The following is a 24,683-nucleotide window of genomic DNA, read 5'->3' as shown; positions in this document are numbered from 1 at the left end:
CAATTTGCGCTGAAGCGGTCCAAGCCATGATTAAACAACGCACCCTGAAGAATATTATCCGTGCCACAGGTGTAGGTCTGCACTCCGGGGAGAAGGTATACCTGACTCTCAAACCTGCACCTGTCGACACCGGCATCGTGTTTGTTCGTGCCGACCTGGACCCTGTGGTGCAGATTCCTGCTCGCGCGGAAAATGTTGGCGAAACCACGATGTCGACCACGTTGGTCAACGGTGACGTCAAAGTGGACACGGTGGAGCACTTGCTCTCGGCCATGGCTGGCCTGGGCATCGATAACGCCTACGTCGAGCTCTCCGCGTCCGAAGTCCCCATCATGGATGGCAGCGCTGGACCCTTCGTATTCTTGATTCAATCTGCCGGCCTGGAAGAACAGGACGCAGCCAAGAAGTTCATTCGCATTCTGCGGGAAGTGACAGTAGAAGACGGCGACAAGCGCGCCACCTTCGTTCCGTTCGAAGGCTTTAAAGTGAGCTTTGAGATCGATTTCGATCACCCGGTATTCCGTGACCGCACCCAAAGTGCAAGCGTGGATTTTTCCAGCACTTCGTTCGTAAAAGAAGTCAGCCGCGCCCGTACCTTTGGTTTCATGAGTGACATCGAGTACCTGCGCAAGCACAACCTCGCACTCGGCGGCAGCGTTGAAAACGCCATTGTGGTCGACGCGGATGGTGTACTGAACGAAGACGGCCTTCGCTATGAAGACGAATTCGTGAAGCACAAGATCCTCGATGCAATCGGTGACCTCTACCTGCTGGGCAATAGCCTGATAGGCGAGTTCAAAGGCTTCAAGTCGGGCCACGCCCTTAACAACCAGCTGCTGCGCAAGTTGATTGAGCAGACAGACGCTTGGGAAGTCGTGACCTTCGAAGATGCCAGCACCGCACCGATCTCTTACATGCGTCCCGTTGCGGCGGTGTAAGTAACATCTCTCTTTCTTTAGTTTTGAAAGGCCACCTTCGGGTGGCCTTTTTTTTTATGCCGATCGTTCCCACGCCCCGAGCGCCGATCGTTCCCACGCTCTGCGTGGGAATGCCTCTTCTGACGCTCTGCGTCACGCTTTGGGACGCGGAGCGTCCAGGGCTGCATTCCCACGCGGAGCGTGGGAACGATCAGACTTGGCCGGCTGCGGCCTCGACAATCCGATTACGCCCGGTGTGCTTGGCCTCATACAACGCCTGATCAGCATTGAGCAGCAAGTCCTCAAGTGCCATGCGGCTGCGTTTTTGCCACGTGCCCATGCCGATACTCACCGTGATCGGCCCGTCCGCACCGGCCACCCGTGGCAAATGCTCGACGCTGCTGCGGATGTGTTCGGCAATCAACCAGGCGCCCTTGGCGTCGGTATGCGGCAGCACCACCGCAAACTCTTCGCCACCGTAGCGCGCCGCCAGGTCAGCCGGTCGGCGGATGTTGTCTTCGATGACTTGGGCGACTGCACGCAATGCTTCATCACCGCCGTGATGGCCATGCAGGTCATTGAAGGCCTTGAAGTGGTCCACGTCGATCATCAGCAGGCTCAGCGGCTCGGTCGAGCGTTGTGCGCGGTCCCATTCCAGGCGCAGGCGTTGGTCCAGGGTGCGGCGGTTGGCAAGACCGGTGAGGGCGTCGGTGGCTGCCAGTTCTGACAGCACTTGCTCGGCACGATGACGGCGGCGCAGCTCCTTGCTCAGCATCCAGGTGAGCCACAACAGGCCGATGCACAACACGCCCGTGGCCATGCTGACCAGCCACGCTGCACGCCGCCATGGGGCAAACACTTCATCGCTGGATAACGCCACCGCGACAATTAACGGCAAGGTGCCCACATTCGAGAAACTATACAGCCGTGGCTGGTTGTCGACGCTGGAGACGCCACGAAAGCTGCCATCGCGTTCACGCAGCATGCGCGCCACATTGGGGCGCTGGCTCAAGTCCTTGTCGATCATGTCCGCTTCCAGCAGCGGTTGTTGCGCCAGCAGGATGCCCTGGTGGTTGATCAGGTTGATGGTGCCATTGCTTCCGATGTTCAGGCCGCTGAACAACTGCTTGAAGTACGACAGACGCATCGAGGCCACCGCCACGCCCAGAAAGCGCCCGTCCGGGGATGACACGCGGCGGCTGAATGCGATGCGCCACTGGTCATCACACACGCAACGGGCCAGGAAGGGGCGGCTGATATACAGCCCCAGCTCAGGGTTTCTGCGGTGTGCCTGAAAATAGTCGCGATCAGCGAAGTTACCGGTCTTGGGTGTGAGCAGCGAGGAGTCGGCGATCACTTCACCACTGGGGTCCAGCAGCAGAATGTCGCCCTTGAAGGGGGCGGCGGCCGAGCGATCGAACAGCACCAGGTGGCGGATACTGGCGGACACACCCTGCAAGTCGCTGCGTTCGGTGGCGGCGATCAAGCCCTTGAGGGCCATGTCATAGAGTTCGACGTTGCGCAGTACATCGGCGTCGATCAGTTGGGTGATGTTATTGGCAGTACGCTTGGCGGTCTGCAAGGTGTTGGCATGTTCGCGAATCAGCAGCGCGGTGACGATCGCCACGATCAGGAACACCGTCAGGCAACTGCCCAGAATCAACAAGCGTTCCGGGCGACGGGTGGGTCGGTTGAGACTTGGGCTCATCGGGCGTACTTCTGCTTCGAGGATGCCAATAGCGTAGTAGGCAAACGCAGGTTTGGTGTGGGAGCTGGCTTGCCTGCGATAGCATCGCTGCGGTGTTGCAGATTTACCGAGGTGTCTGCATCGCAGGCAAGCCAGCTCCCACATCAGCTATTCATCGTCAGACAGATTTAGCTCAGAACACGTTGATTGGGTAATCCACAATCACGCGGTATTCATCCACATCCCGGTCCACTGCCGAGTAGCCGTTGCCACCGCGGTTGGTTGCCCATTGCAGGCGCACGGCCAGGTCCTTGGCCTTGCCGCCTTGCACCACGTATTTCAAGTCGATGTCGCGTTCCCAGTGCTTGGCGTCTTTGCCGTCGGCGCTGTACCAGGCGCTGTAGCCACGGCTGTTGGGGTCGACCTTGGTCAGGTCGGTCTTGCCGCTGATGTACGACACGGCGGACGTCAGCCCCGGCATGCCGAGGCCTGCAAAGTCGTAGGCATACTTGAGCTTCCACGAGCGCTCGTTGGGGCCGTTGAAGTCGGAGTATTGCTGGGAATTGTCCAGGTACACGCTGTCGCCCTGGGTGATGTAGTCGAACGGTGTGTTGCCGTTGACCCGCTGGTACGCGGCGGTGACGCTGTGGTTGCCCACGCCCACGGTGAAATGCAGGCTGTAGGTGTTGTTGTCGATGCTGCCCAGCAACGACTGGCCGGTGTCCTGGGTGTGGTAGTAGTGCAGGCCCGGGTTGAGGCTGACCAGGTCGTTCAGCGCGTAGGTGTAGTCCAGGTCGTAGTAGTACTGGTGCCACACATCCTTGAGTTCGGAGGCGTACAGGTTGCTGGTCAGGCCCGGAACGCCGCTGAAGGACACACCGGCCCAGTTCAGGTGCTGGCTGTCGGCGTTGGCGGGCAACGTGCCGTAGCTGGTGCCGATGCGCCGGTGGCCGCTTTGGTTGTAGAGCTTGGTAAAACTCGCCTGGCCGCCTTCGAGCATCCAGCCGTCGAAACTGTGGTTGGCCAGGCTCACCCCCCGGAACGTCTGCGGCAACATGCGAGTCATGCCGCCGGCGATCACCGGGTTGTTAAGGAACAGGTCGCCGGCTTTGAGCTCGGTGTCGAAGGCGCGCATTTTCAAGGTGCCGCCTGCGGTGGAGAACGAGCCAGGCGCTTTGCCGTTGCCGCTGCCGTAAGGCAGGATGCTGGAACCGTCAGTGCCGCCGCCGCCGTCGAGCTTGAGGCCGAGCATGGCATTGAGGTCCAGGCCAAAACCGACGGTGCCCTGGGTGTAGCCGGATTCGAAGGTGCCGATAAAACCCTGGCCCCATTCTTTGCTGTCGTCGGTGTGAATGTCGCGGCGGTCGCGGTTCATGTAGTAGTTGCGGGTATTGATCTTGAGGCTTGAGCCTTCGACGAAATCGTCAGCGGGGGCCGAGTCTGCCGCGTGGGCAAGGGGGACGATCGTTGCTGCAATCGCGAGGAATAACGGGGTGAACGTCAGCGAGTTCTTCACCGGTTTAGCTCCTTTGGTCAATCGAAAACGGCCAATGTCGTGAGGGTGTGCCTGGCCTTTTTTTACGGCAAAAAAAAGCCGCTGAAGTCAGCGGCTTTGAACAGATTCCCAGTGTAGAGCCCTGGAAATAAGTCGAGGGAAATTCGGGTGAGCGGGAAGCTGCCTCGCCGTCGCGCTCATCGGTGCGTCAAAGTAACGCAGGTGAGCGGTGCGATATAGAGTGTAACAAGATAATGACTGTTGCCCAAACCGCAACAGTCAGGATGCTGGAGATCCGGTGTGGAAGCTGGCTTACGTGGGAAGCTGGCTCATGTGGGATATGGTTTGTGTGGGAGCTGGCTTGAGGTGTTCTGGTGAGTTAGACCGGCAGGGTAATGCCAAAGGTATTACCGCCACCCTCACTGCGCACAAACACATCGCCGCCATGCATCAGCGCAATCGCCTTGACGATCGCCAGCCCCAGCCCGTGATTCGCGCCGCTGTTACTGCGCGACGCGTCCACCCGGTAGAAGCGTTCAAACAAGCGCGGCAAATGCTCGCTGGCAATTTCATCGCCGGGGTTGGTAACCCCGATCGCCACCCACTGCTCCTGCACATCAATGCTCACGTCGATGTTCTGCCCCGGCGCGGTGTGCTGCACCGCATTGCTCAGCAAGTTGATCAGCGCGCGGCGCAGGTGGGCTTTTTCGATGTGCACCAAGGCGTCGCCGCGCACGCGCACGTTGACTTGGGCGTCTTCGAGGATGAAGTCCAGGTAGTCGAGGGTGGTGGCGACTTCATCGGCCAGGGAGCTTTCGATCAGTTTGGTGGCCTTGCTGCCTTGGTCGGCGCTGGCCAGGAACAGCATGTCATTGATGATCGAGCGCAGACGTTCCAACTCTTCGAGGTTCGATTGCAGCACCTCGAAGTAATGCTCGGCCGAACGACCACGGGTGAGGGCCACTTGGGTCTGGCCGATCAGGTTGGTCAGCGGCGAGCGCAGTTCGTGGGCCACATCGGCATTGAACGACTCCAGGCGTGAATACGCCTGTTCGACCCGATCCAGCGTGGCGTTGAATGAGTTGACGAACTGGCTCAGCTCCGGCGGCAAGGGCGACAACTGCAAGCGCCCGGAGAGTTTGGGCGGGGCGAGTTTTTGCGCTTCGTCCGAGAGCTTGCCCAGCGGTTTGAGGCCGATACGCGAGACCCAAAAGCCCAGCAGCGCCGCCAGCGCGACGCCGACACAGGCCAGGCCGATCAAGACCATCAACAGATGGTGCTGAGTGGCGCGGAAGTTCTCGGTGTCGATGGCGATCATAAAACGCAGTGACGGGCGTTGATCCTTGGCCGCGAACTGGCTCACCAATACCTTAAACGGGTATTCATGCCCAGGCAGGCGCAGGTCGCGCTTGCCGGTCGGCCCCTGGGCGAATGCGCGGATCTGCGCAGTGGGGTTGCCGTATTCGTAGCTCGGGTCGCTGCTCACCACCCAGAAGCGGATGCGCGTGTCTTCTTCGCCGAGCAACTTCAATTTGGCGGTGATTTTTGCCCAGTGATCGGGTGTACCAAAGCGGTTCACCGAGGACTCCAGCACGCTGTAGCGCGCATCCAGTTCGGCGCCCGGCAACAAGCCCAGGCCGCGATCCACTTGCTGGTACAGCGCGCCGCCGATCAACACGAAGATCAGCAGCGCCACCAAGGTGAACATGCCACTCAGGCGCAGGGCGATGGAGTTAGCCGACACTTCTGCTCTCCAGCACATACCCCATGCCACGAATGGTGTGCAGCAACTTGTGTTCGAACGGCCCGTCGAGCTTGGCGCGCAGTCGCTTGATCGCCACTTCCACCACATTGGCGTCGCTGTCGAAATTGATGTCCCAGACCATTTCCGCAATCGCGGTCTTGGACAGGATCTCACCCTGACGCCGTGCCAATACGCTGAGCAGCGAGAACTCCTTGGCGGTCAGGTCCAGGCGCAGGCCATTGCGACTGGCCTTGCGGCTGATCAGGTCGATCCACAGGTCGGCCACGGTGACCTGCACCGGCTCGTGCCCGCCACTGCGACGGGTCAGCGCTTGCAGGCGCGCCACCAGTTCGAGGAACGAAAACGGTTTGCCCAAATAATCATCGGCGCCTTCACGCAGGCCACGAATGCGGTCTTCCACACGCTCGCGGGCGGTGAGCATGATCACCGGCGTCTGCTTGCGTGCCCGCAGTGCGCGCAACACCCCAAAGCCGTCGAGGCCGGGCAGCATCACGTCGAGCACGATCACCGCGTAGTCGTTTTCCAATGCCAGGTGCAAACCCTCGACGCCTTCGCGTGCCACATCGACGGTGTAGCCTTGCTCCGTCAGGCCGCGGTGCAAGTAGTCCGCGGTTTTTTCTTCATCTTCAATAATCAGGACGCGCATGACCCCGCCTTTAGTATGTGGTCGCCAGCGCCGGCGCTGGTTTGGGCCTGTGGAAAAACTTCTCAAGGTACAAGTATATGACCGGTGTGGTGAACAGCGTCAGCGCCTGGCTCACCAACAGGCCGCCGACCACCGCGATCCCCAGCGGCTGGCGCAGTTCCGCGCCTGGCCCGGAGCCCAGCATCAACGGCACGGCGCCGAGCAGGGCGGCGAGGGTGGTCATGATGATCGGCCGGAACCGGGTGACGCAGGCTTCATAAATCGCCTCCTCAGGTGGCAGCCCGCGCACGCGCTGGGCTTCCAGGGCAAAGTCGATCATCAGGATGCCGTTTTTCTTGACGATACCGATCAGCAGCACCAGCCCGATCAAGGCCATGATCGAAAAGTCCTGGCCCAGCAACCACAGCATGATCAACGCGCCCAAGCCCGCCGAAGGCAAGGTGGAGATGATGGTCAGCGGGTGCACGAAGCTCTCATACAGCACACCCAAAATAATATACACCGCCACCAGCGCCGCCAGGATCAGCCACGGTTGGCTGGCCAGCGAACTCTGGAACGCCTGGGCGGCGCCCTGGAAGGTGCCGATCAGGGTGGTCGGCATGCCGATTTCGTTCTTGGCCTGGTTGAGCATGATCACCGCATCGCCCAATGCCACGCCGGGTGCCAGGTTGAATGACAGGTTGGCCGCCGGGAACATGCCGTCATGGCTGATGGACAACGGCCCCACGCTGGGCGGGTCGACCTTGGCCAGTGCCGACAGCGGCACCATTTCGTTGGTCAGCGGTGAGCGCAGGTAGAAGTAATTCAGGCTTTCGGCCTTGCCGCGTTGCTGGGTGTCGAGTTCCAGTACTACCTGGTACTGGTTGATCTCGGTCTGGAACTCGTTGATCTGGCGCTGGCCGAACGCGTCATACAGCGCCTGGTCGACATCGGTGGCGGTGAGGCCAAAGCGTGCCGCCGCCTGGCGGTCGATGCTGATGTGGGTGATGCTGCCGCCCAGTTGCAGGTCGTTGGACAGGTCGCGAAAGGCCGGGTTGGCGCGCAGTTTTTCGGTCAGGCGTTGGGTCCAGGTATTGAGCGTCGGGCCGTCGTTGCTCTTGAGTACATATTGGTACTGGGCGCGGCTCGGGCCGGAGCTCAAGTTGATGTCCTGGCCGGCGCGCAGGTACAAGACGATGCCGGGCACCTTGGCCAGTTTGGGGCGGATGCGGTCGATGAACTGGCTGGCGGACACGTCGCGGTCACCGCGGTCTTTCAAGGCGATCCAGAAACGCCCGTTGGCGATGGTCTGGTTGCTGCCGGTCACGCCCACCGAGTGGGAAAACGCGGCCACCGCCGGGTCGTCTTTGAAGATCTCGGCCAGGGCCTTGTGCTTGGCGACCATGTCCGGGTACGACACGTCGGCTGCCGCCTCGCTGGTGCCGAGTACAAAGCCGGTGTCCTGCACCGGGAAGAAGCCCTTGGGGATAAACACGTAGCCGACCACGGCCAGCGCCAGGGTCACCATGAAGATCGCCGCCATGCTGCGTTGATGCGCCAACGCGCGGCGCAGGTTGCGCGCGTAGCCGGCGAGCAGGCGCTCGCTGAAACCCGGCTTGTCATGGGCATGATGAGTCGGCGCGCGCATGAACAGCGCGGCCAGGGTCGGCGCCAATGTCAGCGAAACCACCACCGAAATCAGGATGGTCGAGGTGGCCGTCAGCGCAAACTCCTTGAACAGCCGCCCGACCACGCCGCCCATGAACAGCAGCGGAATAAATGCCGCCACCAGCGAGAAGCTGATGGATACCACGGTAAAACCGATTTCGCCGGAGCCCTTGATCGCCGCCTCGCGCTTATCCAGGCCCGCCTCCAGGTGACGGTGAATGTTCTCCACCACCACGATGGCATCGTCGACCACAAAGCCCACTGCGATCACGATCGCCACCAGCGTCAGGTTGTTCAAGCTGAAGCCGAGCACATACATCAGCGCGAAACTGGCGATCAGCGACACGCCGAGCACACTGGACACAATCAGCGTGGCTGACAATTGGCGCAGGAACAGCGCCATCACCGCCACCACCAGCAAGATGGCGATCAGCAGGGTCACTTCCACTTCATGCAAGGACGCGCGGATAGTCTTGGTGCGGTCGGTCAACACGCTGACCTGCACCGAGGCGGGCAACATGCCTTCCAGGCGCGGCAGCTCGGCTTGAATGCGGTCCACGGTCTCGACAATGTTGGCGCCGGGCTGGCGCGAAATCACCAGGTTGACCCCGGGCGTGTCACCGGACCAGGCCTGCACGTAGGCGTTTTCCGAACCGTTGATGACTTTGGCGACATCACGCAGTTGCACCGGCGCGCCGTTCTTGTAGGAAACGATCAGTTGGCCGTATTCCTCCGGGTGAAACAGCTGGTCGTTGGTGGATAACGTCGACACGCTGTTCTCGCCGTAAATCGCACCCTTGGCCAGGTTCAGGCTGGACTGCTGGATGGCCAGGCGCACGTCGGCGAGGGTCAGGCCGATGGCCGCGAGTTTGTCCGGCGAAGCCTGTACCCGAATCGCCGGGCGTTGCTGGCCGGTGATGTTGATCTGGCCAACGCCGTCGATCTGGCTGATCTGCCGCGCCAGCAGGGTTTCCACATAGTCGCTCAGCTCGGTGCTGGGCATGCTGTCGGAGCTGACGCTGAGGATCAGCACCGGGCTGTCGGCCGGGTTGACCTTCTTCCAGGTCGGCAGGCTCGGCATGTCGCTGGGCAGCTTGCCGGAGGCGGTGTTGATCGCCGCCTGCACTTCCTGCGCGGCGGTGTCGATGCTTTTGTTCAGGGTGAATTGCAGGGTCAGCAGGCTTGAGCCCAAGGCGCTGCTGGAGGTCATCTGGGTCATGCCGGGGATGGCGCTGAATTGCACCTCCAGGGGCGTGGCCACGGATGAGGCCATGGTGTCCGGGCTGGCGCCGGGCAAGGTGGCGGTGACCTGGATGGTCGGGAATTCCGCTTCCGGCAGTGGCGCCACCGCCAGGCGCGGGAAGGCAATCAGCCCCAACAGCACCAGCGCAAAGGTCAGCAGCAGGGTGGCAACCGGGTGGTCGACGCACCAGGCGGACGGCGAACGGCTGCCGCTCATGGTTGCACCTTGGCTTGCACGGTCTGGATCACTTGCGGTGGTTCTTTGAGCACCTCGATCTGCGCGCCGGCCTTGAGCCGTGACTGGCCATCGCTGACCAGCACGTCACCGGCTTGTACGCCCTTGATGATGTTCACGTCGCTGTCCTGATACGCCACCTGCACCGGCACTATCTCAACCTTGTCGCCGTTGACGCGGTACACAAAATGCGCGTCGAGCCCACGTTGCACCACGGTCGGCGGTACCACCAGGGCATTTTTGTCCAGGGCGGTCTGGATCTTGATAGTCACCAGCTGCCCCGGCCACAGGCGCTGCGAGGCGTTATTGAATTCAGCCTTGGCGCGCAGGGTGCCGGTGGTGGAGCTGATTTGGTTGTCGATCAAGCTCAAGTGGCCTTCGCCGAGCAGGTCGCCGGTCTGGCCGTCGGTGTCGGCGCCCATGTAGGCATCGACGCTGGCCTTTGTGGGCGCGGCGATCAAGCCTTGCAGGGTCGGCAGCATCTGTTGCGGCAACGAAAACTCCACGGCGATCGGATCGATTTGCGTCACCGAGAACAAGCCTTGGGTATCACTCATGCGCAGGAAGTTGCCTTCATCCACGGTACGAATGCCGACACGGCCGGTGACCGGCGAGCGAATCTGAGTGTAGGAAAGCTGTACCAGGGCCGAATCAATCGCGGCCTGATTACCTTGCGCCGTGGCCTTGAGCTGGTTGACCAGGGCTTGCTGCTGGTCATAGGTCTGCTTGGACACGCCGTCGTCGACGCTCAGCTCTTTGTAGCGCTTGAGGTTTACCAACGCCACTTGCAACTGCGCCTGGCTTTCACCCAACTGCGCCTTGGCCTGATCGAGGCTGGCGCGGATAGAACGGTCATCGATGGTCGCCAGCAGGTCACCGGCCTTGACCAGTTGGCCCTCCTTGACCAGCAGCTTGGTGAGAATGCCGTCGATTTGCGGGCGGATCACCACGCTGTGCAACGACAGCACCGAGCCGATACCGCTGACAAATCGCGGAATGTCCTGCTGCGTGACGCTCACCACCCGTACCGGGATCGCGGTGGGCACCGCCAGTTTGGTTTTGGCCGGTCGATTGAAGGCCCAGGCTGCAATTGCCACGACCACCAGGGCAGCCACGATCAGGGCGTTTTTTCGTTGAATGTGCATGGGGTGTGGCGCCGGGGCAAAGGGTCGGGAGTGTGAGGGTTCTTTATAGCTCGCCAACCCGGTCAGCACGGTGACTGCTAACTGACAGCGCTGTCAGTAAAGTCCGACCATTCGTACCGGCGGTGGTTAAAGATCCGAGGCGCGCAGGTATACTGCGCGCCAGCGTGGCCCGCAAGCCGGCCGCCGCCTCATTTTCTGCACGCTCCGGAGCTTCCATGACTTCCCCGACACAACCCCCTGTTGAAGCGGCCGACCTCGTCGATCCGGCGGACGCTCAAAGCGTTGAAAAAGCCGAGATCCCTGCGTTCAAGTTTCCGTTCAAGCCGGGTGAACTGGCCGGGGCCAAAAACGCCGCCCAGCCTTGGTACAAGAATGGCGCCAAGAACGGTCACACCAAGTCGCCAGGCATGGCACCGCCGGGCACTCGCCGCTCGATGGGTAAACGCTGAGAATAGAACCATCAGCGTTTTATCAGGTGTGGACTACAACGCCTGCTGATATTTCTGATTGAAGACCCACGACCGTTTCTAGAAAGCTTGCACAGCCTTGATTCCACCCCGACCGTTTAGATCGCGCCGGGTGGTCAGGGCTGGTCTTTCTGGAAAAGGATGTTTCCCGTGGCTCTGATACCTCTGTGTGCAGCACTTGCTCTCTTGCTGTCGATCGACGCCGTGGCCGACGATGATCAACCCCGGCGCGAAATCCGCTTCGCCGTTGCCGCGCAGTTCCCGCCGTTTCAGAGTCGCAGCCCGCAAGGTCAATTGGTGGGCTTGAACATCGACTTGGGCAATGCCCTGTGTACACAGTTGAATGTGCGCTGCACCTGGGTCGACCAGGTGCTTGTCGAAGACTTCCCGGCCCTCGAAGCCCGGCAGTTCGATGCGATCATGGGCATGGCCGCCACCTCCGGGCGGCGTCGGTCGGTGGGGTTCACCGATAATCTGTATCCCTTTACCACGCGTCTGGTCGCCCGCAGGGATTCCGGCTTGTTGCCCGACACACGCTCGCTCAAGGGCAAGCGTGTCGGTGTACTGCTGGGCAGCAACCGCGAAGCCTTTGCGCGGTCGCAGTGGGCACCGGCGGGCGTCATCATCAAGAGTTTCTGGCTCAACGACGAACTGGCGCGCAGCCTGGTGGCCGGCACTATCGATGCGACGCTGCAAGGCACTGTGGAAATTCGCAGGGCGCTGCTCGACACCCCGGATGGCCAGGATTTCGACTTCCTGGGGCCGCCCTTGTCCGGCGAGCTGTTAGGCAACGGCATTGCCATTGCGGTGCGCAAGTTTGACTCCAGCTTGCGCAACGACCTCAACCACGCGCTTGAACAATTGATGCACAACGGCGAATACCAGCGGATCCTCGCGCCTTATCATCTGGACGAACCGTCCCACATCCACACTGACCGTATCGAGCCTAAGCCGCTCTCAACGAAATAAAGGCATAGTTGGCCGGCACCTCAGTGGCAATCTGCGCCCCCGCATCCAGCACCTGCTCGGCGATGTCCATGCCGGACACATGAAACACCCACTCATTAGCCACCGAGGGTTGCCCAATCGCCCACTCGATCGCCTGGGCGAAGGCAGCCATGTTCGGCAGGTACGCGGTAAACCCATCGCCCTTGAGCGCCGTAGTACGAATACCCAGCAAGGCGCAAACGGCCTCCTTGGTCTGCACATCGTCACGGTCGGCCTGGCGTGAACGGCGGATCAGTTCCGCCAGCTCGGCATCCATCAACTCACCGCCGACGATCAGCGCCGGCCCCTGTTCCCAGGACTCTGGCGGGCAATCCTTGGCGGCGGGGTTCAATGGAATGTGCGGGTTGATTTCCATCGGGTAGATGCGGCACACCAGCGGGCGACGTTCATAGATACGGCAACGGTTGTCTTCGTCAAGATTCCGGCAACGCCCGGCGTTGTAGGCGGCAAAGGTAATTGCCACAAACGCCTCGGTATTGCCGCTGGGGACCATCACTGAGCGCAACTGGGCATGCTCGCGTTGTTGCACCGGCAAGCCCAGGCCGCTGGCGAGAAAGCCTTCTACCAGAACGATGACGTCACCGCCGTCAGCCGCCCAACTGCGGGCTTCTTCGAGGGTCAGGGGGACGTGATGGTCGCTGCAGCATTTGCCGCAACCGACGCAGGAAAAGTGAGTGTTCATGGAGGATCTGTCACCAGGCAAGGTCAGAGGGCACTCTTGAACGGTGACGGTTTTTTGCCTCTGTTCACTGTTCAGGCTCAGTGGAAGCAAGTTATGCGCCAGTGCCGGTCAGTCCTCGGGCACCTGGTCGCGCAGCACAAACACCATGCCGGCGCTTTCATACAACTGTCGGGCGCGCTGGTTGGTTTCCAGTACCTTCAGGTCCACATAGGGCTCGCCGCGTTGCTTGAACACGTGGAAGGTATGCAGCAACAAGGCACGCCCCAGCCCCTGGCCCTGGGCGCACGGATGGATCGAGAGGTTCTTGATAAACGCGCTGGTCCAGCACTGGGCCACACCCAGAATGCCGTCTGCATTACTGGCCACCAGGCATAGTGTGGGATCGAACTCGGCGTCGGTGATGAACTGCCGGCGCCACTCTGTCAGGCTGGGGACACGGCCGCCGCCCTGTTCCTGGGTCATGCGCAATACGGCATGGATGGCCGGGGCCAGCTCATCGCGGTAATGATCCAGCCGGGTATTGGCCGGCCACTGCGGGGCTGGCAGGCTGGTAGTAAGGTCGCGGCGCAGCAGTTGAAAATACTCCGCCACCGCTTACAGGCCTTTTTGCGCCACAGTTTGCGCGGCTACCACCAGGCATTTGGTCAGTTCGGGCGACGAGAACTTGGTGAGTACCGCGTCGGCACCGGCCAGGCGGGCTTTCTCGCTGTTCATCGCGCTGTCCAAAGAGGTGTGCAGCAGCACGTAAAGCTCCTGGAAGTCCGGGGTTTCGCGCAGGGTGCGGGTGAGGGCGTAACCGTCCATTTCGGACATCTCGATGTCCGACACCACCACGTTGATCTGCTCGACCGTGCCTTGCAGCTCCAGCAGCACATCAATGGCTTCCTTGGCACTGCGCGCGGTGTGGCAGGTCAGGCCGAGGTTGCGCAGTGTGTGCACCGATTGCTGCAGGGCCACCTGGCTGTCGTCCACCACCAGGATGCGCGCGTTACCGAGTACTTCGGCTTCTTCCATGGTCAAGTCGGTCGGCGCCGCTTCAACGGGGGCCGGGGCGATGCCGTGGATGACCTTTTCGATATCCAGCACCTGCACCAGGCCGCCTTCGACCTGCGTCACGCCGGTGATAAACGAGCGATTGCCGCCGGAGCCATAGGGCGGCGGGCGGATGTCGGTGGTCAGGCAGTGCACGATCTTGCTCACTGCCTGCACATGCAGGCCCTGCTTGGAACGGCTGACATCGGTGACGATCAGGCAGCCACCGTTCGGGTCTTGCAGCGGCATCTCGCCGAGGGCGCGGCTCAGGTCGATCACCGACAGCGAGGCGCCGCGCAGGGTGGCGATACCTTTGACGTGCGGGTGCGACTCCGGCAGCTTGGTCAGCGGCGGGCAGGGGATGATCTCACTGACTTTGAGCAGGTTGATGGCCATCAGCTTGCCGCTGCGCAAGGTAAAGAGCAGAAGCGAGAGTGAATCTGCGCGGGCTTTGGTGGTGGACATAAAAACCTTCTGTGGATCAGGGATGACGATCTATGGAAGGTTATCGACTTGGGGGAGCCAGGCTTTAACCGGATTTTGTGTCGGGCTGGGCTTGTGTGGGAGCCAGCTCCCATACAAGCCCCCATCCCCTATGAGATCGGTGTCAGCCCTTCCAGACCTGTGGGTTGACCAGATCCTGCGGGCGCTGCCCCAACAAGGCGCTGCGCAAGTTGTCCAGGGCACGGTTGGCCATGGCTTCACGGGTTTCATGGGTGGCCGAGCCGATATGCGGCAGGGTCACCGCATTGCTCAGCTTAAACAGCGGCGATTCGGCCAGCGGCTCCTGCTCATACACATCCAGCCCGGCGCCACGGATTTTCCGGGTTTGCAGCGCTTCAATGAGTGCCGGTTCGTCCACCACAGGCCCACGGGAAATATTGATCAGGATCGCGCTGGACTTCATCAGCCCCAATTCGCGTGTGCTGATCAAGTGGCGGGTCTTGTCGCTCAACGGCACCACCAGGCAGACGAAATCCGCCTCGGCCAGCAACTGGTCCAGGCTGCGAAACTGCGCGCCCAGCTCCTGCTCCAGCTGAGTCTTGCGGCTGTTGCCGCTGTACAGAATCGGCATATTGAAGCCCAGGCGCCCACGCCGGGCCACGGCTGCGCCGATATTGCCCATGCCGACGATGCCGAGGGTCTTGCCGTGTACATCGCAGCCAAACAGTGGTGCACCAACGCTGGCTTTCCACTGGCCGGCCTTGGTCCAGGCATCCAGCTCGGCCACGCGGCGCGCACTGCTCATCAGCAGGGCGAAGGCCAGGTCGGCGGTGCTTTCGGTGAGCACGTCGGGGGTGTTGGTGAGCATGATCCCGCGCTCGTTGAAGTACGGCACGTCGTAGTTGTCGTAGCCCACCGACACGCTGGACACCACTTCCAGCTTGCTCGCGCCTTCCAGCTGCGCACGCCCCAGCTTGCGGCCTACGCCGATCAGGCCATGGGCGTGAGGCAGGGCTTCATTGAATTGAGCGTTGAGGTCACCCAGCTTGGGGTTCGGCGCGATCACCTCGAAATCCTGTTGCAGGCGTTCGATCATTTCCGGGGTGACGCGGCTGAAGGCGAGGACAGTCTTTTTCATTGCAGAACTCCGCTCAAAATGTGGGAGCTGGCTTGCCTGCGATGCTGGCGCCTCGGTGTATCAGCAGTACCAAGGCGATGCTATCGCAGGCAAGCCAGCACCCACAGTAAATGGATGGTGTTTGTGGGGCCGTTTTCCAAAATCAGTTCGCCAGGCGTGTGCCGCCGAGGCTGCCGCTCAACTCATACGCCACCAACTCAGCCTGATGCGCCGCCAGAATCTCCGGCAACGACCCTCTCAGGTATTCCACCCAAGTCTTGATCTTCGCATCCAGGTACTGACGCGACGGGTAGATGGCGTACAGGTTCAGTTCCTGCGAGCGATAGGTGGGCATCACCCGTACCAGCGAGCCGTTGCGCAAACCTTCAATAGCCGCATACACCGGCAGCAGGCCGACGCCCATGCCGCTGGTGATCGCGGTTTTCATCGCGTCGGCCGAGTTGACCAGAAACGGCGAAGTGTTGATCGCCACGCTTTCCTGGCCTTCGGGGCCGTTGAAGGTCCATTTGTCCAGCTGGATCACCGGGCTGACCAGGCGCAGGCAGGCGTGGTTGAGCAAATCCTGGGGCCGCTGTGCGCAACCTTTGGCCTTGACGTAATCCGGCGAGGCACACGCGATGCTGTAGGTGATGCCCAGGCGCTGGGACACAAAACCCGAATCCGGCAGTTCACTGGCCAACACGATGGACACGTCGTAACCCTCGTCGAGCAGGTCCGGCACGCGGTTGGCCAGGGTCAGGTCGAAGGTCACGTCGGGGTGGGTGCGACGGTAACGGGCAATGGCGTCAATCACGAAATGCTGGCCGATGCCGGTCATGGTATGCACTTTCAGCTGCCCGGCGGGGCGTGCGTGGGCGTCGCTGGCTTCGGCCTCGGCTTCCTCGACATAAGCCAGGATCTGCTCACAACGCAGCAAATAGCGCTTGCCGGCCTCGGTCAGCGCGATACGGCGAGTGGTGCGGTTGAGCAAGCGGGTTTGCAGATGGGCCTCAAGGTTGGAGACCGCGCGCGAAACGTTGGCGGTGGTGGTGTCCAGTTGCACGGCGGCGGCGGTGAAGCTGCCGGCCTCGGCCACGCAACTGAAGGCGCGCATATTTTGCAAAGTGTCCATGGAGTGTTCTCAAGGGAGATAGCAAATTGTGACAGAAAGTTACGCCGACCAGTGATCCCTACCAACGGATTATCGCCTGAACGGTAACAAAGATTCACAGGAATGCCAGCTTATCGTTCCCCATGGCGCCCCCTAGAATTGCGCCACCTTCCCCGCCTCACCACCTCAGGAATTCGTTCGCCGTGCCGCGTCGCATCAGCAGAGAGCTTAAGGCTCTCAGTGTTTTGGCCTTATCGTTAGCAATCAGCGGCTGCATCGGAACCGGAGGAATCGCCCCCCAAGGCCAGGCCCTCAACGCCAATACCCTGGCCACCGACGCCGCCATCCAGAGCGCCGCGCAGGACGCCCATTGGCCCACCACCCAATGGTGGCAAGCCTATGGCGACACGCAACTCAACCGCTGGGTCGACCTCGCCACGCAAAACAGCCCGAGCATGGCCATGGCCGCCGCGCGGGTGCGGGAAGCGCGGGCCATGGCCGGGATTGCCGAGTCGGCCGAGTCGTTGCAGATCAACAGTGACACCACCCTCAAGCGCCACAGCTGGCCGAAAGATCAGTTCTACGGGCCGGGCGCGTTGAGCGGTGCCAATACCTGGGACAACACTTCGTCCCTGGGCCTGAGCTACGCCCTCGACCTGTGGGGCCGCGAAAGCAATGCTAGCGAACGCGCCGTCGACCTGGCGCACATGAGCGCCGCCGAAGCGCGCCAGGCCCAGCTCGAACTGCAGAACAATGTGGTACGCGCCTATATCCAACTGTCGTTGCACTTCGCCAACCGCGATATCGTCGCCGCCACCCTGGCCCAGCAACAGCAGATTCTCGACCTGGCCAACAAACGCCTGAACGCCGGGATCGGCACGCATTTCGACGTGAGCCAGGCCGAAACGCCGCTGCCCGAAACCCATCGCCAGCTCGACGCCCTCGACGAAGAAATCGCCCTGAGCCGTAACCAACTCGCGGCATTGGCCGGCAAAGGCCCAGGCGCAGGCGCGCAACTGCAACGCCCGAGTTTATCCTTGGCTGCACCGCTGAAGCTGCCCTCAAGCCTGCCCGCGCAATTGCTCGGCCAACGCCCGGACGTGGTCGCCAGCCGCTGGCAGGTCGCCGCCCAGGCGCGCGGCATCGATGTGGCGCACGCCGGTTTCTACCCCAATGTCGATCTGGTCGGCAGCCTCGGCTATGTGGCCACCGGCGGTACGATGCTGGGGTTTCTCAGCGGGCAGAAGTTCAACTACACCGTCGGCCCGGCGATCAGCTTGCCGATCTTCGATGGCGGCCGTTTGCGCGGGCAATTGGGCGAAGCCAGCGCCGGTTATGACCTCGCCGTGGCCAAGTACAACCAGACGCTGGTCAATGCGCTCAAGGGCATCAGCGACCAGTTGATCCGCCGCGAATCCATGGACAAGCAAGCTACCTTTGCCGCGCAGTCGGTGGCCTCGGCGCAGAAAACCTACGACATCGCCATGATCGCTTACCAGCGCGGCCTCACCGATTACCTCAATGTGCTCAACGCCCAGACCCTGCTGTTCCGCCAGCAACAGGTCGAGCAACAGGTGCAGGCCGCGCGCCTGAGTGCCCATGCCGAGCTGGTTACGGCATTGGGCGGCGGGCTCGGCGCCGGCAACGACGTACCACAGGACGCCAAGACACTTCCGAGCAAAACCCCGGCGGCGCTCGCCGTGTTCGATCACTGAGTAGACTGTAATGACTCCCTTGCCTGCACCGCTGCGCTGGTTGCACTCGCTTGAGTGGCGCCGTGGTTTTTTCGACTGGGCACGCAGCGACGGCGTGACCTGGGTGTATATCTTCAAGGTGCTGATCGCTGCGTTCCTGACGTTGTGGCTGGCCATGCGCCTGGAGTTGCCGCAACCGCGCACGGCGATGATCACCGTATTTATCGTGATGCAACCGCAGAGCGGCCAGGTGTTTGCCAAGAGTTTCTATCGCTTCCTCGGCACCTTGGCGGGCTCGGCGGTGATGGTCTTGTTGATTGCCTTGTTTGCGCAGAACACCGAGTTGTTTCTTGGCGCGTTGGCGATTTGGGTGGGTATCTGCACCGCGGGTGCCACGCGTAATCGCAACTTTCGCGCCTACGGGTTTGTGCTGGCCGGTTATACGGCGGCGATGGTGGGTTTACCGGCGCTGGCGAACCCGGACGGCGCGTTTATGGCGGCGGTCTGGCGGGTGTTGGAAATCTCCCTGGGGATTATCTGCTCCACCGTGGTCAGCGCCGCGATCCTGCCGCAAACCTCCAGCGCGGCGATGCGCAACGCCTTGTATCAACGTTTTGGCGTGTTCGCGCTGTTCGTCACCGACGGCCTGCGTGGGCGCAGCCAGCGTGAAGGTTTCGAGGCCAGCAATGTGCGCTTTATCGCTGAAGCGGTGGGCCTGGAAGGGTTGCGCAGCGTCACCGTGTTCGAAGACCCGCACATGCGTCGGCGCAATGGTCGGCTCAGCCGCCTCAACAGCGAATTCATGAGCATCACCACGCGTTTCAACGCCCTGCACCAGTTGCTCGAACGGTTGCGCGCCGATGAGGCCGATCACGTGGTTGCAGCGATCAGGCCCGGCCTGCAGGACCTTGCCGAAGTGCTCGACGGCTTCTCCGGCCGGGCACTTACCAGCCCCGACGCCGCACGGCTGGTCAACCAGCTCAGCGCCTACAAGGACGGCCTGCCCGCCAAGGTGCGTGCTCTGCGTGCGGCCTTTGAAGAGGGCAACCCGAGCGAAGCCGAGCAGCTGGATTTTCATACCGCCTATGAGCTGCTTTATCGCTTTGTCGATGACTTGCACAACTACGCGCTGACCCACGCCTCCCTGGCCGACCACAGCCATGCACGCGAACAGTGGAACGAGACCTTTATCCCCAAGACCAATTGGCTGGCCTGCGCGGCTTCGGGTATTCGTGCGTCGTTCATTCTGATCGTGCTGGGCAGCTACTGGGTGGCCACCGCCTGGCCCAGCGGCGCAACCATGACCCTGATTGCCGCCGCTACGGTCGGCCTGTCCGCCGCCACGCCCAACCCCAAGCGCATGGCGTTCCAGATGGCCTGCGGCACCTTGATCGGCGCACTGGTGGGCTTTGTCGAAATGTTCTTCGTGTTCCCCTGGATCGACGGCTTCCCGCTGCTGTGCGTGATGCTCGCACCGGTGATCATCTTCGGCGCGTTCCTGGCCTCACGCCCGCAATATGCCGGCGTGGGCGTCGGCCTGTTGATCTTCTTCAGCACCGGCTCGGTGCCGGACAACCTCACGGTCTACAACCCCTACACCTTTATCAACGACTACATCGCCATGATCATCGGCATGCTGGTGTGCGCGGCGGCGGGCGCGATCATCCTGCCGCCCAACAGCCGCTGGCTGTGGCGCCGCCTGGAGCAGGACCTGCGCGAGCAAGTGGTGTACGCGATCAGCGGCAAGCTCAAGGGCCTGGCCTCGAGTTTTGAAAGCCGCACCCGCGATTTGCTGCACCAGGCCTACGGCCTCGCCGCCGGCCAACCGCACGTGCAGCGTGATTTGCTGCGCTGGATGTTCGTGGTGCTGGAGGTCGGCCACGCAATCATCGAGCTGCGCAAGGAACAGGCGATTTTGCCGGTGCACCCGGCGTATGCCGAATCCCAGCCGTGGCGCCAGGCGATCCGCGTGATGGGCCGCTCGCTGGTGCGGTTGTTTCTGCAACCCAGCGCGAGCAACCTGGAGCGCGGCCTGATCGCCGTCGACCACGCGATCAGCCGCGTACAGGCCACCGACGAACCCTTCGCCCCGCACTTTGACACCTCGGCCCTGCGCCGAGTGAAGAGCTACCTGCACTTTATCCGCACCTCGTTGCTCGACCCGCAATCGCCACTGGCGGCCCTTAAAGGAGCCCCGCATGCCCCGTGAAATCGCGTTCCACGGCCTGTACATGCCGACCATGACCCTGATGTTTTTGATTGCGGCCGTGCTGGCTTGGGCGCTGGACCGCTTCCTGGCCGGGTTCGACCTGTACCGTTTTTTCTGGCACCCGGCGTTGTTGCGCCTGAGCCTGTTCGTTTGCCTGTTCGGCGCCTTGGCGCTGAGCGTCTACCGTTGAGAATGCCCCGATGAAAAAGTTTTTCAGCCTGCTCGCGACCTTGCTGGTACTGGCTTTGGCGATCTGGATTGGCCGCACGCTGTGGGTGCATTACATGCAAACGCCCTGGACCCGCGACGGCCGCGTGCGCGCCGACATTATCAATGTGGCGGCGGACGTCACGGGTGAAGTGGTCGACGTGCCGGTGCGCGATAACCAACTGGTGAAAAAGGGCGACTTGCTGATGCAGATCGACCCTGAGCACTACCGCATCGCAGTCAAGCAGGCGCAGTCGCTGGTGGCTTCACGAAAAGCCACCTGGGAGATGCGCAAGGTCAACGCCCATCGCCGTGCCGACCTCGACGCCCTGGTGATCTCCAGGGAAAACCGCGACGACGCCAGCAACATCGCCGACTCGGCCCTGGCCGATTACCAGCACGCGCTGGCGCAACTGGAAGCCGCCGAGCTGAATTTGAAACGCACACACGTGGTGGCGGCAGTGGACGGCTATGTCACCAACCTCAATGTGCATCGTGGCGACTACGCACGCATCGGCGAGGCGAAAATGGCCGTGGTGGATATGAACTCGTTCTGGGTCTACGGCTTCTTCGAGGAGACCAAGCTGCCGCACGTCAAAGTCGACGACAAAGCCGATATGCAACTGATGAGCGGCGAGACGCTCAAGGGCCATGTGGAAAGCATCTCGAGGGGTATCTACGACCGCGACAACCCCGAAAGCCGTGAGCTGATCGCCGATGTGAACCCGACGTTCAACTGGGTGCGCCTGGCCCAGCGCGTGCCGGTGCGGATACACATTGATGAAGTGCCGGAGGGTGTGTTGTTGGCCGCCGGCATCACCTGCACCGTGATTGTCGATCGCGACCTGTGAGTCGCCTTGATATTCAAGTTATCCAAAGAAACACTGCAGAGACCCTATGCCCTCTGGTTCTACACCGATTATGTTGGCACCGATGAGGATTCTCTGTTCGGCTAGTTCGGTTAGCAGCACAGGGTCGTTTCGGGCGGGGGAACCCAAGTCGTTATAGCCTTGGTTGTTGAAGGCATTATTCAGTGTGCCGTCGGCGCTGAATTTGGCTATGTAGATCAAGTTGCCCGATGAGGCCGTGACAAGGTCGCCTGCGGCTGTACTCATGATGGCGTGCCAGCCATTGTCGTAAGCGCTATTGAATTGGCTGACCAAGGGCTTGCCATTATTGAACAACTGATGCGCCGCGCCATTGGGGGTAATGGCACACAGTAACCCGCGTGTAGCGTCGACATAGTTCATGCCCACTTGGCCGGCACCTACAAGACTGCGGTCTGCGCGCTCCGTGAGACCGTTGAAGGTAGTGTGGTCGGTAATGTCAAGTATGCGGTAGACACCCGGGTTTTGCGGATCACCAAAGGTTTCGTCCAACGTGCCGTCGTGGTTGAGGCGGGCGAACATTGCGGTATGGAGTGCAGGGGTGAATCGGGCATGGCCGGCAATAACGATTTTCTGGTCGTGGCCCTGGCTGATACAGGCGTTAACGGCAGTCGCGGCAGCGGTATTCTTCAGTTTGAAGTCCAGTCTGCCATTGCCGTTAAGAACGGTGTCCAACTTACCATTGGGCTGCAAGCGAAACACAGTGCCCACTGTCGAGTGCGAATTGTAGCGCTTGGAGTAATTGGCGCTGACCAGAATGTACCCATCATCCTGTACGTGCACGGTCGTCGAGTCTGCCGTCAACCCTTCGTCCTTATGGGTGAGTAGAGTGCGCATGCCTTGATTGGCAAAAGCTGTGTCAAATGCGCCGTTGCTTTCGAAGCGCGCAACGACCACGTCTGCCCAACCATTGCCCTTGTCACGCCATGTCCAGCCCACCATCAGGATTTTTCCGTCGGGTTGGACTGTCAGCCTCGAACCTCCGGCCGGCACTGAGGGGAAGAAGTTACCGGTAACCAGCCCCTTGTTGCCAAACGTTTTATCAAGTTTGCCATTGGCGTCTAAGCGGCCTAAGCCAAATATGTTATTGAGGCCGTGTTGAAATAAGTTGGCACAGAACAGAATGTTGCCTTCCTTATCGGTCGTCAGCCCTTTGAAGAGATGCAACACGACCAGTTCAGGATGCTCCGCCAGGATCTCATATAATGTGATTTCTCCATTGACGCCAAAGCTTGGGTCCTTAGTGCCGGAGCCGTTAGCCACATTCATGTTGGTATGCCTCTATCTGTCAGCGGAGCGCTGCCATGTCGGCACAGGACGTTCATAGCCGAAGCAACAGTTTTGAGTCTGTTCTTTGGGGGCATACCTCGTCTACTGTCAGATCTGACAGGTATTAAAGGGTTATTGCTTGCTCAAGGGAGTAACACATAGGTCTCATGCAAATGCCGCCACAACAGCGCGCCACTCGCCTGCTTCTCGAACACCACGGTTGCGCGTCGATCGGTCTGCGTGCCGCTGTCATCAATCTGGTGTTCGCGATAAGTCACCGTGGCGCCGCGCGCATGCCGGTCAATCCCGGCCATTTCGCTCAGGGTGATCTTCAGTCCTGGGCGCATGCCGCCCAAGCGGGTGAACAGCGCATTCACTCCTGCCGCATTGACCCGTGCACCGGTGGCAGGCGCAACCATGCTGAACTCAGGCGAAAACCGCGCGAGCAAGTTCTGCAACGTGCCTTCAGGCGCAACCCCGGCAAACCATTGTTCGATCTCGACGTGGGTCTGGATCACTTCTTCAAAAAAATCGCTGTAATCAATCATGGCTATGCCTCGCTGGCAGGGTGAAGCAGTGTCCGTACTCTGGACGCATCCAGGCGCAGCACCGCGAAAAGGGGCAGCAGTGTCAGGGCTGCGGCTATCGTGAAGGTTGTGGCGAAGGAATCCAAGGCCGACAACAGCGCGCTGAGTAGCGCCGCGCCCAGGCAAAAACTTACCTGCCGGTTGATGTTCCACAGGGCGCTGGCGTGGCCCATGCGCTCGGCGCCAATGTCGAGAAACGCCAGCGTCTGCGCGGTGCTGCTGCACAGGCTTCCGCCCAGACCCATCAACGCGTAGGCGGGAATCACCCAGGTTGGCTGGTTCAACAGCAGGATGCCAATGCATTGCAGAGCCATGCCCACCAGCAACAAAGGTTTTGGACCGCAACGGTTGAACAGTTTTTTACTCAAGTAAATCGCCAGCGCCGACGCCACTGCCCACGGCAGCATCAGCGCACCGGTCTGTGTGGCGTCATAACCAAGGCCGCGCAGGTAGAGAATGGCGATCAGGCTGGTACCGATAAACACGCCGGGGATGCACAGGTAAACCAGCATCGCCACGCGCAGCATCGGGCTGCGGATTTGCTTGAAGATACTCCCTACATCCAGTGCCAGTCGCTCCGTTGCGGGCACGTCGGGTTTTATCCACAGTACTGCCAGCAGCAAGGTGATCAACGCCAGCGGCAGGTTGGCGTAGAAGATCCAGCGCCAGGACACGCTGTCGACGATCAATCCCCCTAACGCCGGAGACAAGGCTGGCACCAGCAATGCCACCGACATCACCCGCGCGGTGAGCTGGCTGCGTTCTGCGGGCGGAAAATGCCGATACGCCAAGGCCTGCCCCACTGGGATCAGCAGGCCACCGCCCAAACCTTGCAGCAACCGCCAACCGATCAGCGCTTCAATCGAACCCGCCTGGCCAACCATCACCGAGGCTCCCGCGAACAGCAACAGGCTGACGGCGATCAGGTTGCGTTCGCCCAGCATGGCGGCCAGCCACACACTGAAGGGAATGATCACGGTCAACCCGAGCATGTAGGCGTTGCTGACCCAGGCCAATTGCGTCACCGAGGCGTGCAGCTCCAGGGCGATATCCGGGTAGGCGACGGTGGCGACAAACATGTTCACCAGGTCCAGGGCAAAGCCCAGTAGAAAGATCCAGGCGACTTTCGAGCGGTAGGTCATAAACGCGATTCTGCGAGTGAAGCGGGCAGGGTAGGCGTGATGCAGGGT

Annotated in this window: 21 protein-coding genes; 7 read left to right on the top strand and 14 right to left on the bottom strand. The window is 61.2% G+C overall.

Annotated features, from left to right (window positions below):
• Nucleotides 1-26 precede the first annotated feature (26 nt).
• The gene (gene lpxC / locus ASE80_RS11250; RefSeq protein WP_003171886.1) at nt 27-938 is read left to right on the top strand and encodes a UDP-3-O-acyl-N-acetylglucosamine deacetylase; all 912 of its coding nucleotides are present in this window, start codon (nt 27-29) and stop codon (nt 936-938) included.
• 190 nt (nt 939-1,128) lie between these two features.
• On the opposite strand, the gene ASE80_RS11245 is transcribed toward lpxC, so the two are convergent.
• The 6 genes from ASE80_RS11245 to ASE80_RS11220 form a co-directional block, all read right to left on the bottom strand.
• Nucleotides 1,129-2,625, bottom strand: coding sequence for a diguanylate cyclase (locus ASE80_RS11245; protein ID WP_056858974.1), 1,497 nt, complete (start codon nt 2,623-2,625; stop codon nt 1,129-1,131).
• A 172-nt stretch (nt 2,626-2,797) separates the two neighbouring features.
• Entirely contained in the window at nt 2,798-4,120 is a 1,323-nt protein-coding gene (locus tag ASE80_RS11240) for an OprD family porin (protein WP_056858973.1), read from the bottom strand.
• A 358-nt stretch (nt 4,121-4,478) separates the two neighbouring features.
• Nucleotides 4,479-5,843 (bottom strand): heavy metal sensor histidine kinase, encoded by a 1,365-nt coding sequence (locus tag ASE80_RS11235; RefSeq protein ID WP_056858972.1) that lies wholly within the window; start codon nt 5,841-5,843, stop codon nt 4,479-4,481.
• Nucleotides 5,833-6,510: a heavy metal response regulator transcription factor gene (locus ASE80_RS11230; RefSeq protein ID WP_017138176.1), complete on the bottom strand. Its 678-nt coding sequence runs from the start codon at nt 6,508-6,510 to the stop codon at nt 5,833-5,835. Before ASE80_RS11230 ends, ASE80_RS11235 begins: the two co-directional genes overlap by 11 nt.
• A gap of 10 nt (nt 6,511-6,520) precedes the next feature.
• The gene (locus ASE80_RS11225) at nt 6,521-9,616 is read right to left on the bottom strand and encodes a multidrug efflux RND transporter permease subunit (RefSeq protein ID WP_056858971.1); all 3,096 of its coding nucleotides are present in this window, start codon (nt 9,614-9,616) and stop codon (nt 6,521-6,523) included.
• Nucleotides 9,613-10,779, bottom strand: coding sequence for an efflux RND transporter periplasmic adaptor subunit (locus ASE80_RS11220; RefSeq protein WP_056858970.1), 1,167 nt, complete (start codon nt 10,777-10,779; stop codon nt 9,613-9,615). Before ASE80_RS11220 ends, ASE80_RS11225 begins: the two co-directional genes overlap by 4 nt.
• Before the next feature lie 215 nt (nt 10,780-10,994).
• On the opposite strand from ASE80_RS11220, the gene ASE80_RS11215 reads away from it, so the two are divergent.
• Both ASE80_RS11215 and ASE80_RS11210 read left to right on the top strand, forming a co-directional pair.
• A complete protein-coding gene (locus tag ASE80_RS11215) occupies nt 10,995-11,228 on the top strand; it encodes a hypothetical protein (protein WP_056858969.1) in 234 nt (77 codons plus the stop codon).
• A gap of 168 nt (nt 11,229-11,396) precedes the next feature.
• The gene (locus ASE80_RS11210) at nt 11,397-12,215 is read left to right on the top strand and encodes a transporter substrate-binding domain-containing protein (RefSeq protein WP_056859201.1); all 819 of its coding nucleotides are present in this window, start codon (nt 11,397-11,399) and stop codon (nt 12,213-12,215) included.
• On the opposite strand, the gene ASE80_RS11205 is transcribed toward ASE80_RS11210, so the two are convergent.
• The 5 genes from ASE80_RS11205 to ASE80_RS11185 all read right to left on the bottom strand — a co-directional run bounded on the left by ASE80_RS11205 (nt 12,193) and on the right by ASE80_RS11185 (nt 16,661).
• Nucleotides 12,193-12,936 carry a YkgJ family cysteine cluster protein gene (locus ASE80_RS11205; protein ID WP_056858968.1) on the bottom strand — a complete coding sequence of 248 codons (744 nt, stop codon included), beginning with the start codon at nt 12,934-12,936 and terminating at the stop codon, nt 12,193-12,195. The two genes, ASE80_RS11210 and ASE80_RS11205, sit on opposite strands and share 23 nt — an antisense overlap.
• Before the next feature lie 108 nt (nt 12,937-13,044).
• Nucleotides 13,045-13,527: a GNAT family N-acetyltransferase gene (locus ASE80_RS11200; protein WP_056858967.1), complete on the bottom strand. Its 483-nt coding sequence runs from the start codon at nt 13,525-13,527 to the stop codon at nt 13,045-13,047.
• 3 nt (nt 13,528-13,530) lie between these two features.
• On the bottom strand, nt 13,531-14,433 hold the full coding sequence (locus ASE80_RS11195; RefSeq protein ID WP_017138169.1) for a chemotaxis protein CheV: 903 nt from the start codon (nt 14,431-14,433) through the stop codon (nt 13,531-13,533).
• A gap of 142 nt (nt 14,434-14,575) precedes the next feature.
• Nucleotides 14,576-15,550: a 2-hydroxyacid dehydrogenase gene (locus ASE80_RS11190; protein WP_056858966.1), complete on the bottom strand. Its 975-nt coding sequence runs from the start codon at nt 15,548-15,550 to the stop codon at nt 14,576-14,578.
• Nucleotides 15,551-15,692: 142 nt separating this feature from the next.
• Nucleotides 15,693-16,661 carry a LysR family transcriptional regulator gene (locus ASE80_RS11185; protein WP_056858965.1) on the bottom strand — a complete coding sequence of 323 codons (969 nt, stop codon included), beginning with the start codon at nt 16,659-16,661 and terminating at the stop codon, nt 15,693-15,695.
• Nucleotides 16,662-16,843: 182 nt separating this feature from the next.
• On the opposite strand from ASE80_RS11185, the gene ASE80_RS11180 reads away from it, so the two are divergent.
• The 4 genes from ASE80_RS11180 to ASE80_RS11165 are packed head-to-tail and all read left to right on the top strand — an operon-like array spanning nt 16,844 to nt 21,601.
• Nucleotides 16,844-18,355 (top strand): efflux transporter outer membrane subunit, encoded by a 1,512-nt coding sequence (locus ASE80_RS11180; RefSeq protein ID WP_056858964.1) that lies wholly within the window; start codon nt 16,844-16,846, stop codon nt 18,353-18,355.
• A 10-nt stretch (nt 18,356-18,365) separates the two neighbouring features.
• On the top strand, nt 18,366-20,543 hold the full coding sequence (locus tag ASE80_RS11175) for an FUSC family protein (protein WP_056858963.1): 2,178 nt from the start codon (nt 18,366-18,368) through the stop codon (nt 20,541-20,543).
• Nucleotides 20,533-20,733 carry a DUF1656 domain-containing protein gene (locus tag ASE80_RS11170; RefSeq protein WP_003171907.1) on the top strand — a complete coding sequence of 67 codons (201 nt, stop codon included), beginning with the start codon at nt 20,533-20,535 and terminating at the stop codon, nt 20,731-20,733. Before ASE80_RS11175 ends, ASE80_RS11170 begins: the two co-directional genes overlap by 11 nt.
• A 10-nt stretch (nt 20,734-20,743) precedes the next feature.
• Entirely contained in the window at nt 20,744-21,601 is an 858-nt protein-coding gene (locus tag ASE80_RS11165; protein ID WP_056858962.1) for an efflux RND transporter periplasmic adaptor subunit, read from the top strand.
• Nucleotides 21,602-21,619: 18 nt separating this feature from the next.
• Here ASE80_RS11165 and ASE80_RS11160 read toward each other — a convergent pair whose 3' ends face one another.
• The 3 genes from ASE80_RS11160 to ASE80_RS11150 all read right to left on the bottom strand — a co-directional run bounded on the left by ASE80_RS11160 (nt 21,620) and on the right by ASE80_RS11150 (nt 24,635).
• Complete coding sequence (locus ASE80_RS11160; protein ID WP_056858961.1) at nt 21,620-22,906, bottom strand: hypothetical protein; 1,287 nt, start codon at nt 22,904-22,906, stop codon at nt 21,620-21,622.
• A 143-nt stretch (nt 22,907-23,049) separates the two neighbouring features.
• Nucleotides 23,050-23,454: a hypothetical protein gene (locus tag ASE80_RS11155; RefSeq protein WP_056858960.1), complete on the bottom strand. Its 405-nt coding sequence runs from the start codon at nt 23,452-23,454 to the stop codon at nt 23,050-23,052.
• 2 nt (nt 23,455-23,456) lie between these two features.
• Complete coding sequence (locus ASE80_RS11150) at nt 23,457-24,635, bottom strand: MFS transporter (protein WP_056858959.1); 1,179 nt, start codon at nt 24,633-24,635, stop codon at nt 23,457-23,459.
• Nucleotides 24,636-24,683 lie beyond the last annotated feature (48 nt).

Source organism: Pseudomonas sp. Leaf15 (assembly GCF_001421425.1).
In the GTDB taxonomy this organism is placed as follows: Bacteria; Pseudomonadota; Gammaproteobacteria; order Pseudomonadales; family Pseudomonadaceae; genus Aquipseudomonas; species Aquipseudomonas salomonii.
The sequence above is the reverse complement of the archived record's forward strand: the minus strand, read 5'-3'. Positions and strand labels throughout refer to the sequence as shown.

Bases quoted from the DNA above. Each gene is read 5' to 3' on its own strand.
- ASE80_RS11170 (WP_003171907.1), top strand. From the start codon at position 20,533: ATGCCCCGTGAAATCGCGTTCCACGGCCTGTACATGCCGACCATGACC.
- ASE80_RS11225 (WP_056858971.1), bottom strand. From the start codon at position 9,616: ATGAGCGGCAGCCGTTCGCCGTCCGCCTGGTGCGTCGACCACCCGGTT.
- ASE80_RS11165 (WP_056858962.1), top strand. From the start codon at position 20,744: ATGAAAAAGTTTTTCAGCCTGCTCGCGACCTTGCTGGTACTGGCTTTG.
- ASE80_RS11245 (WP_056858974.1), bottom strand. From the start codon at position 2,625: ATGAGCCCAAGTCTCAACCGACCCACCCGTCGCCCGGAACGCTTGTTG.
- ASE80_RS11160 (WP_056858961.1), bottom strand. From the start codon at position 22,906: ATGAATGTGGCTAACGGCTCCGGCACTAAGGACCCAAGCTTTGGCGTC.
- ASE80_RS11150 (WP_056858959.1), bottom strand. From the start codon at position 24,635: ATGACCTACCGCTCGAAAGTCGCCTGGATCTTTCTACTGGGCTTTGCC.
- ASE80_RS11215 (WP_056858969.1), top strand. From the start codon at position 10,995: ATGACTTCCCCGACACAACCCCCTGTTGAAGCGGCCGACCTCGTCGAT.
- ASE80_RS11190 (WP_056858966.1), bottom strand. From the start codon at position 15,550: ATGAAAAAGACTGTCCTCGCCTTCAGCCGCGTCACCCCGGAAATGATC.
- ASE80_RS11205 (WP_056858968.1), bottom strand. From the start codon at position 12,936: ATGAACACTCACTTTTCCTGCGTCGGTTGCGGCAAATGCTGCAGCGAC.
- ASE80_RS11230 (WP_017138176.1), bottom strand. From the start codon at position 6,510: ATGCGCGTCCTGATTATTGAAGATGAAGAAAAAACCGCGGACTACTTG.
- lpxC (WP_003171886.1), top strand. From the start codon at position 27: ATGATTAAACAACGCACCCTGAAGAATATTATCCGTGCCACAGGTGTA.
- ASE80_RS11185 (WP_056858965.1), bottom strand. From the start codon at position 16,661: ATGGACACTTTGCAAAATATGCGCGCCTTCAGTTGCGTGGCCGAGGCC.
- ASE80_RS11175 (WP_056858963.1), top strand. From the start codon at position 18,366: ATGACTCCCTTGCCTGCACCGCTGCGCTGGTTGCACTCGCTTGAGTGG.
- ASE80_RS11155 (WP_056858960.1), bottom strand. From the start codon at position 23,454: ATGATTGATTACAGCGATTTTTTTGAAGAAGTGATCCAGACCCACGTC.
- ASE80_RS11195 (WP_017138169.1), bottom strand. From the start codon at position 14,433: ATGTCCACCACCAAAGCCCGCGCAGATTCACTCTCGCTTCTGCTCTTT.
- ASE80_RS11220 (WP_056858970.1), bottom strand. From the start codon at position 10,779: ATGCACATTCAACGAAAAAACGCCCTGATCGTGGCTGCCCTGGTGGTC.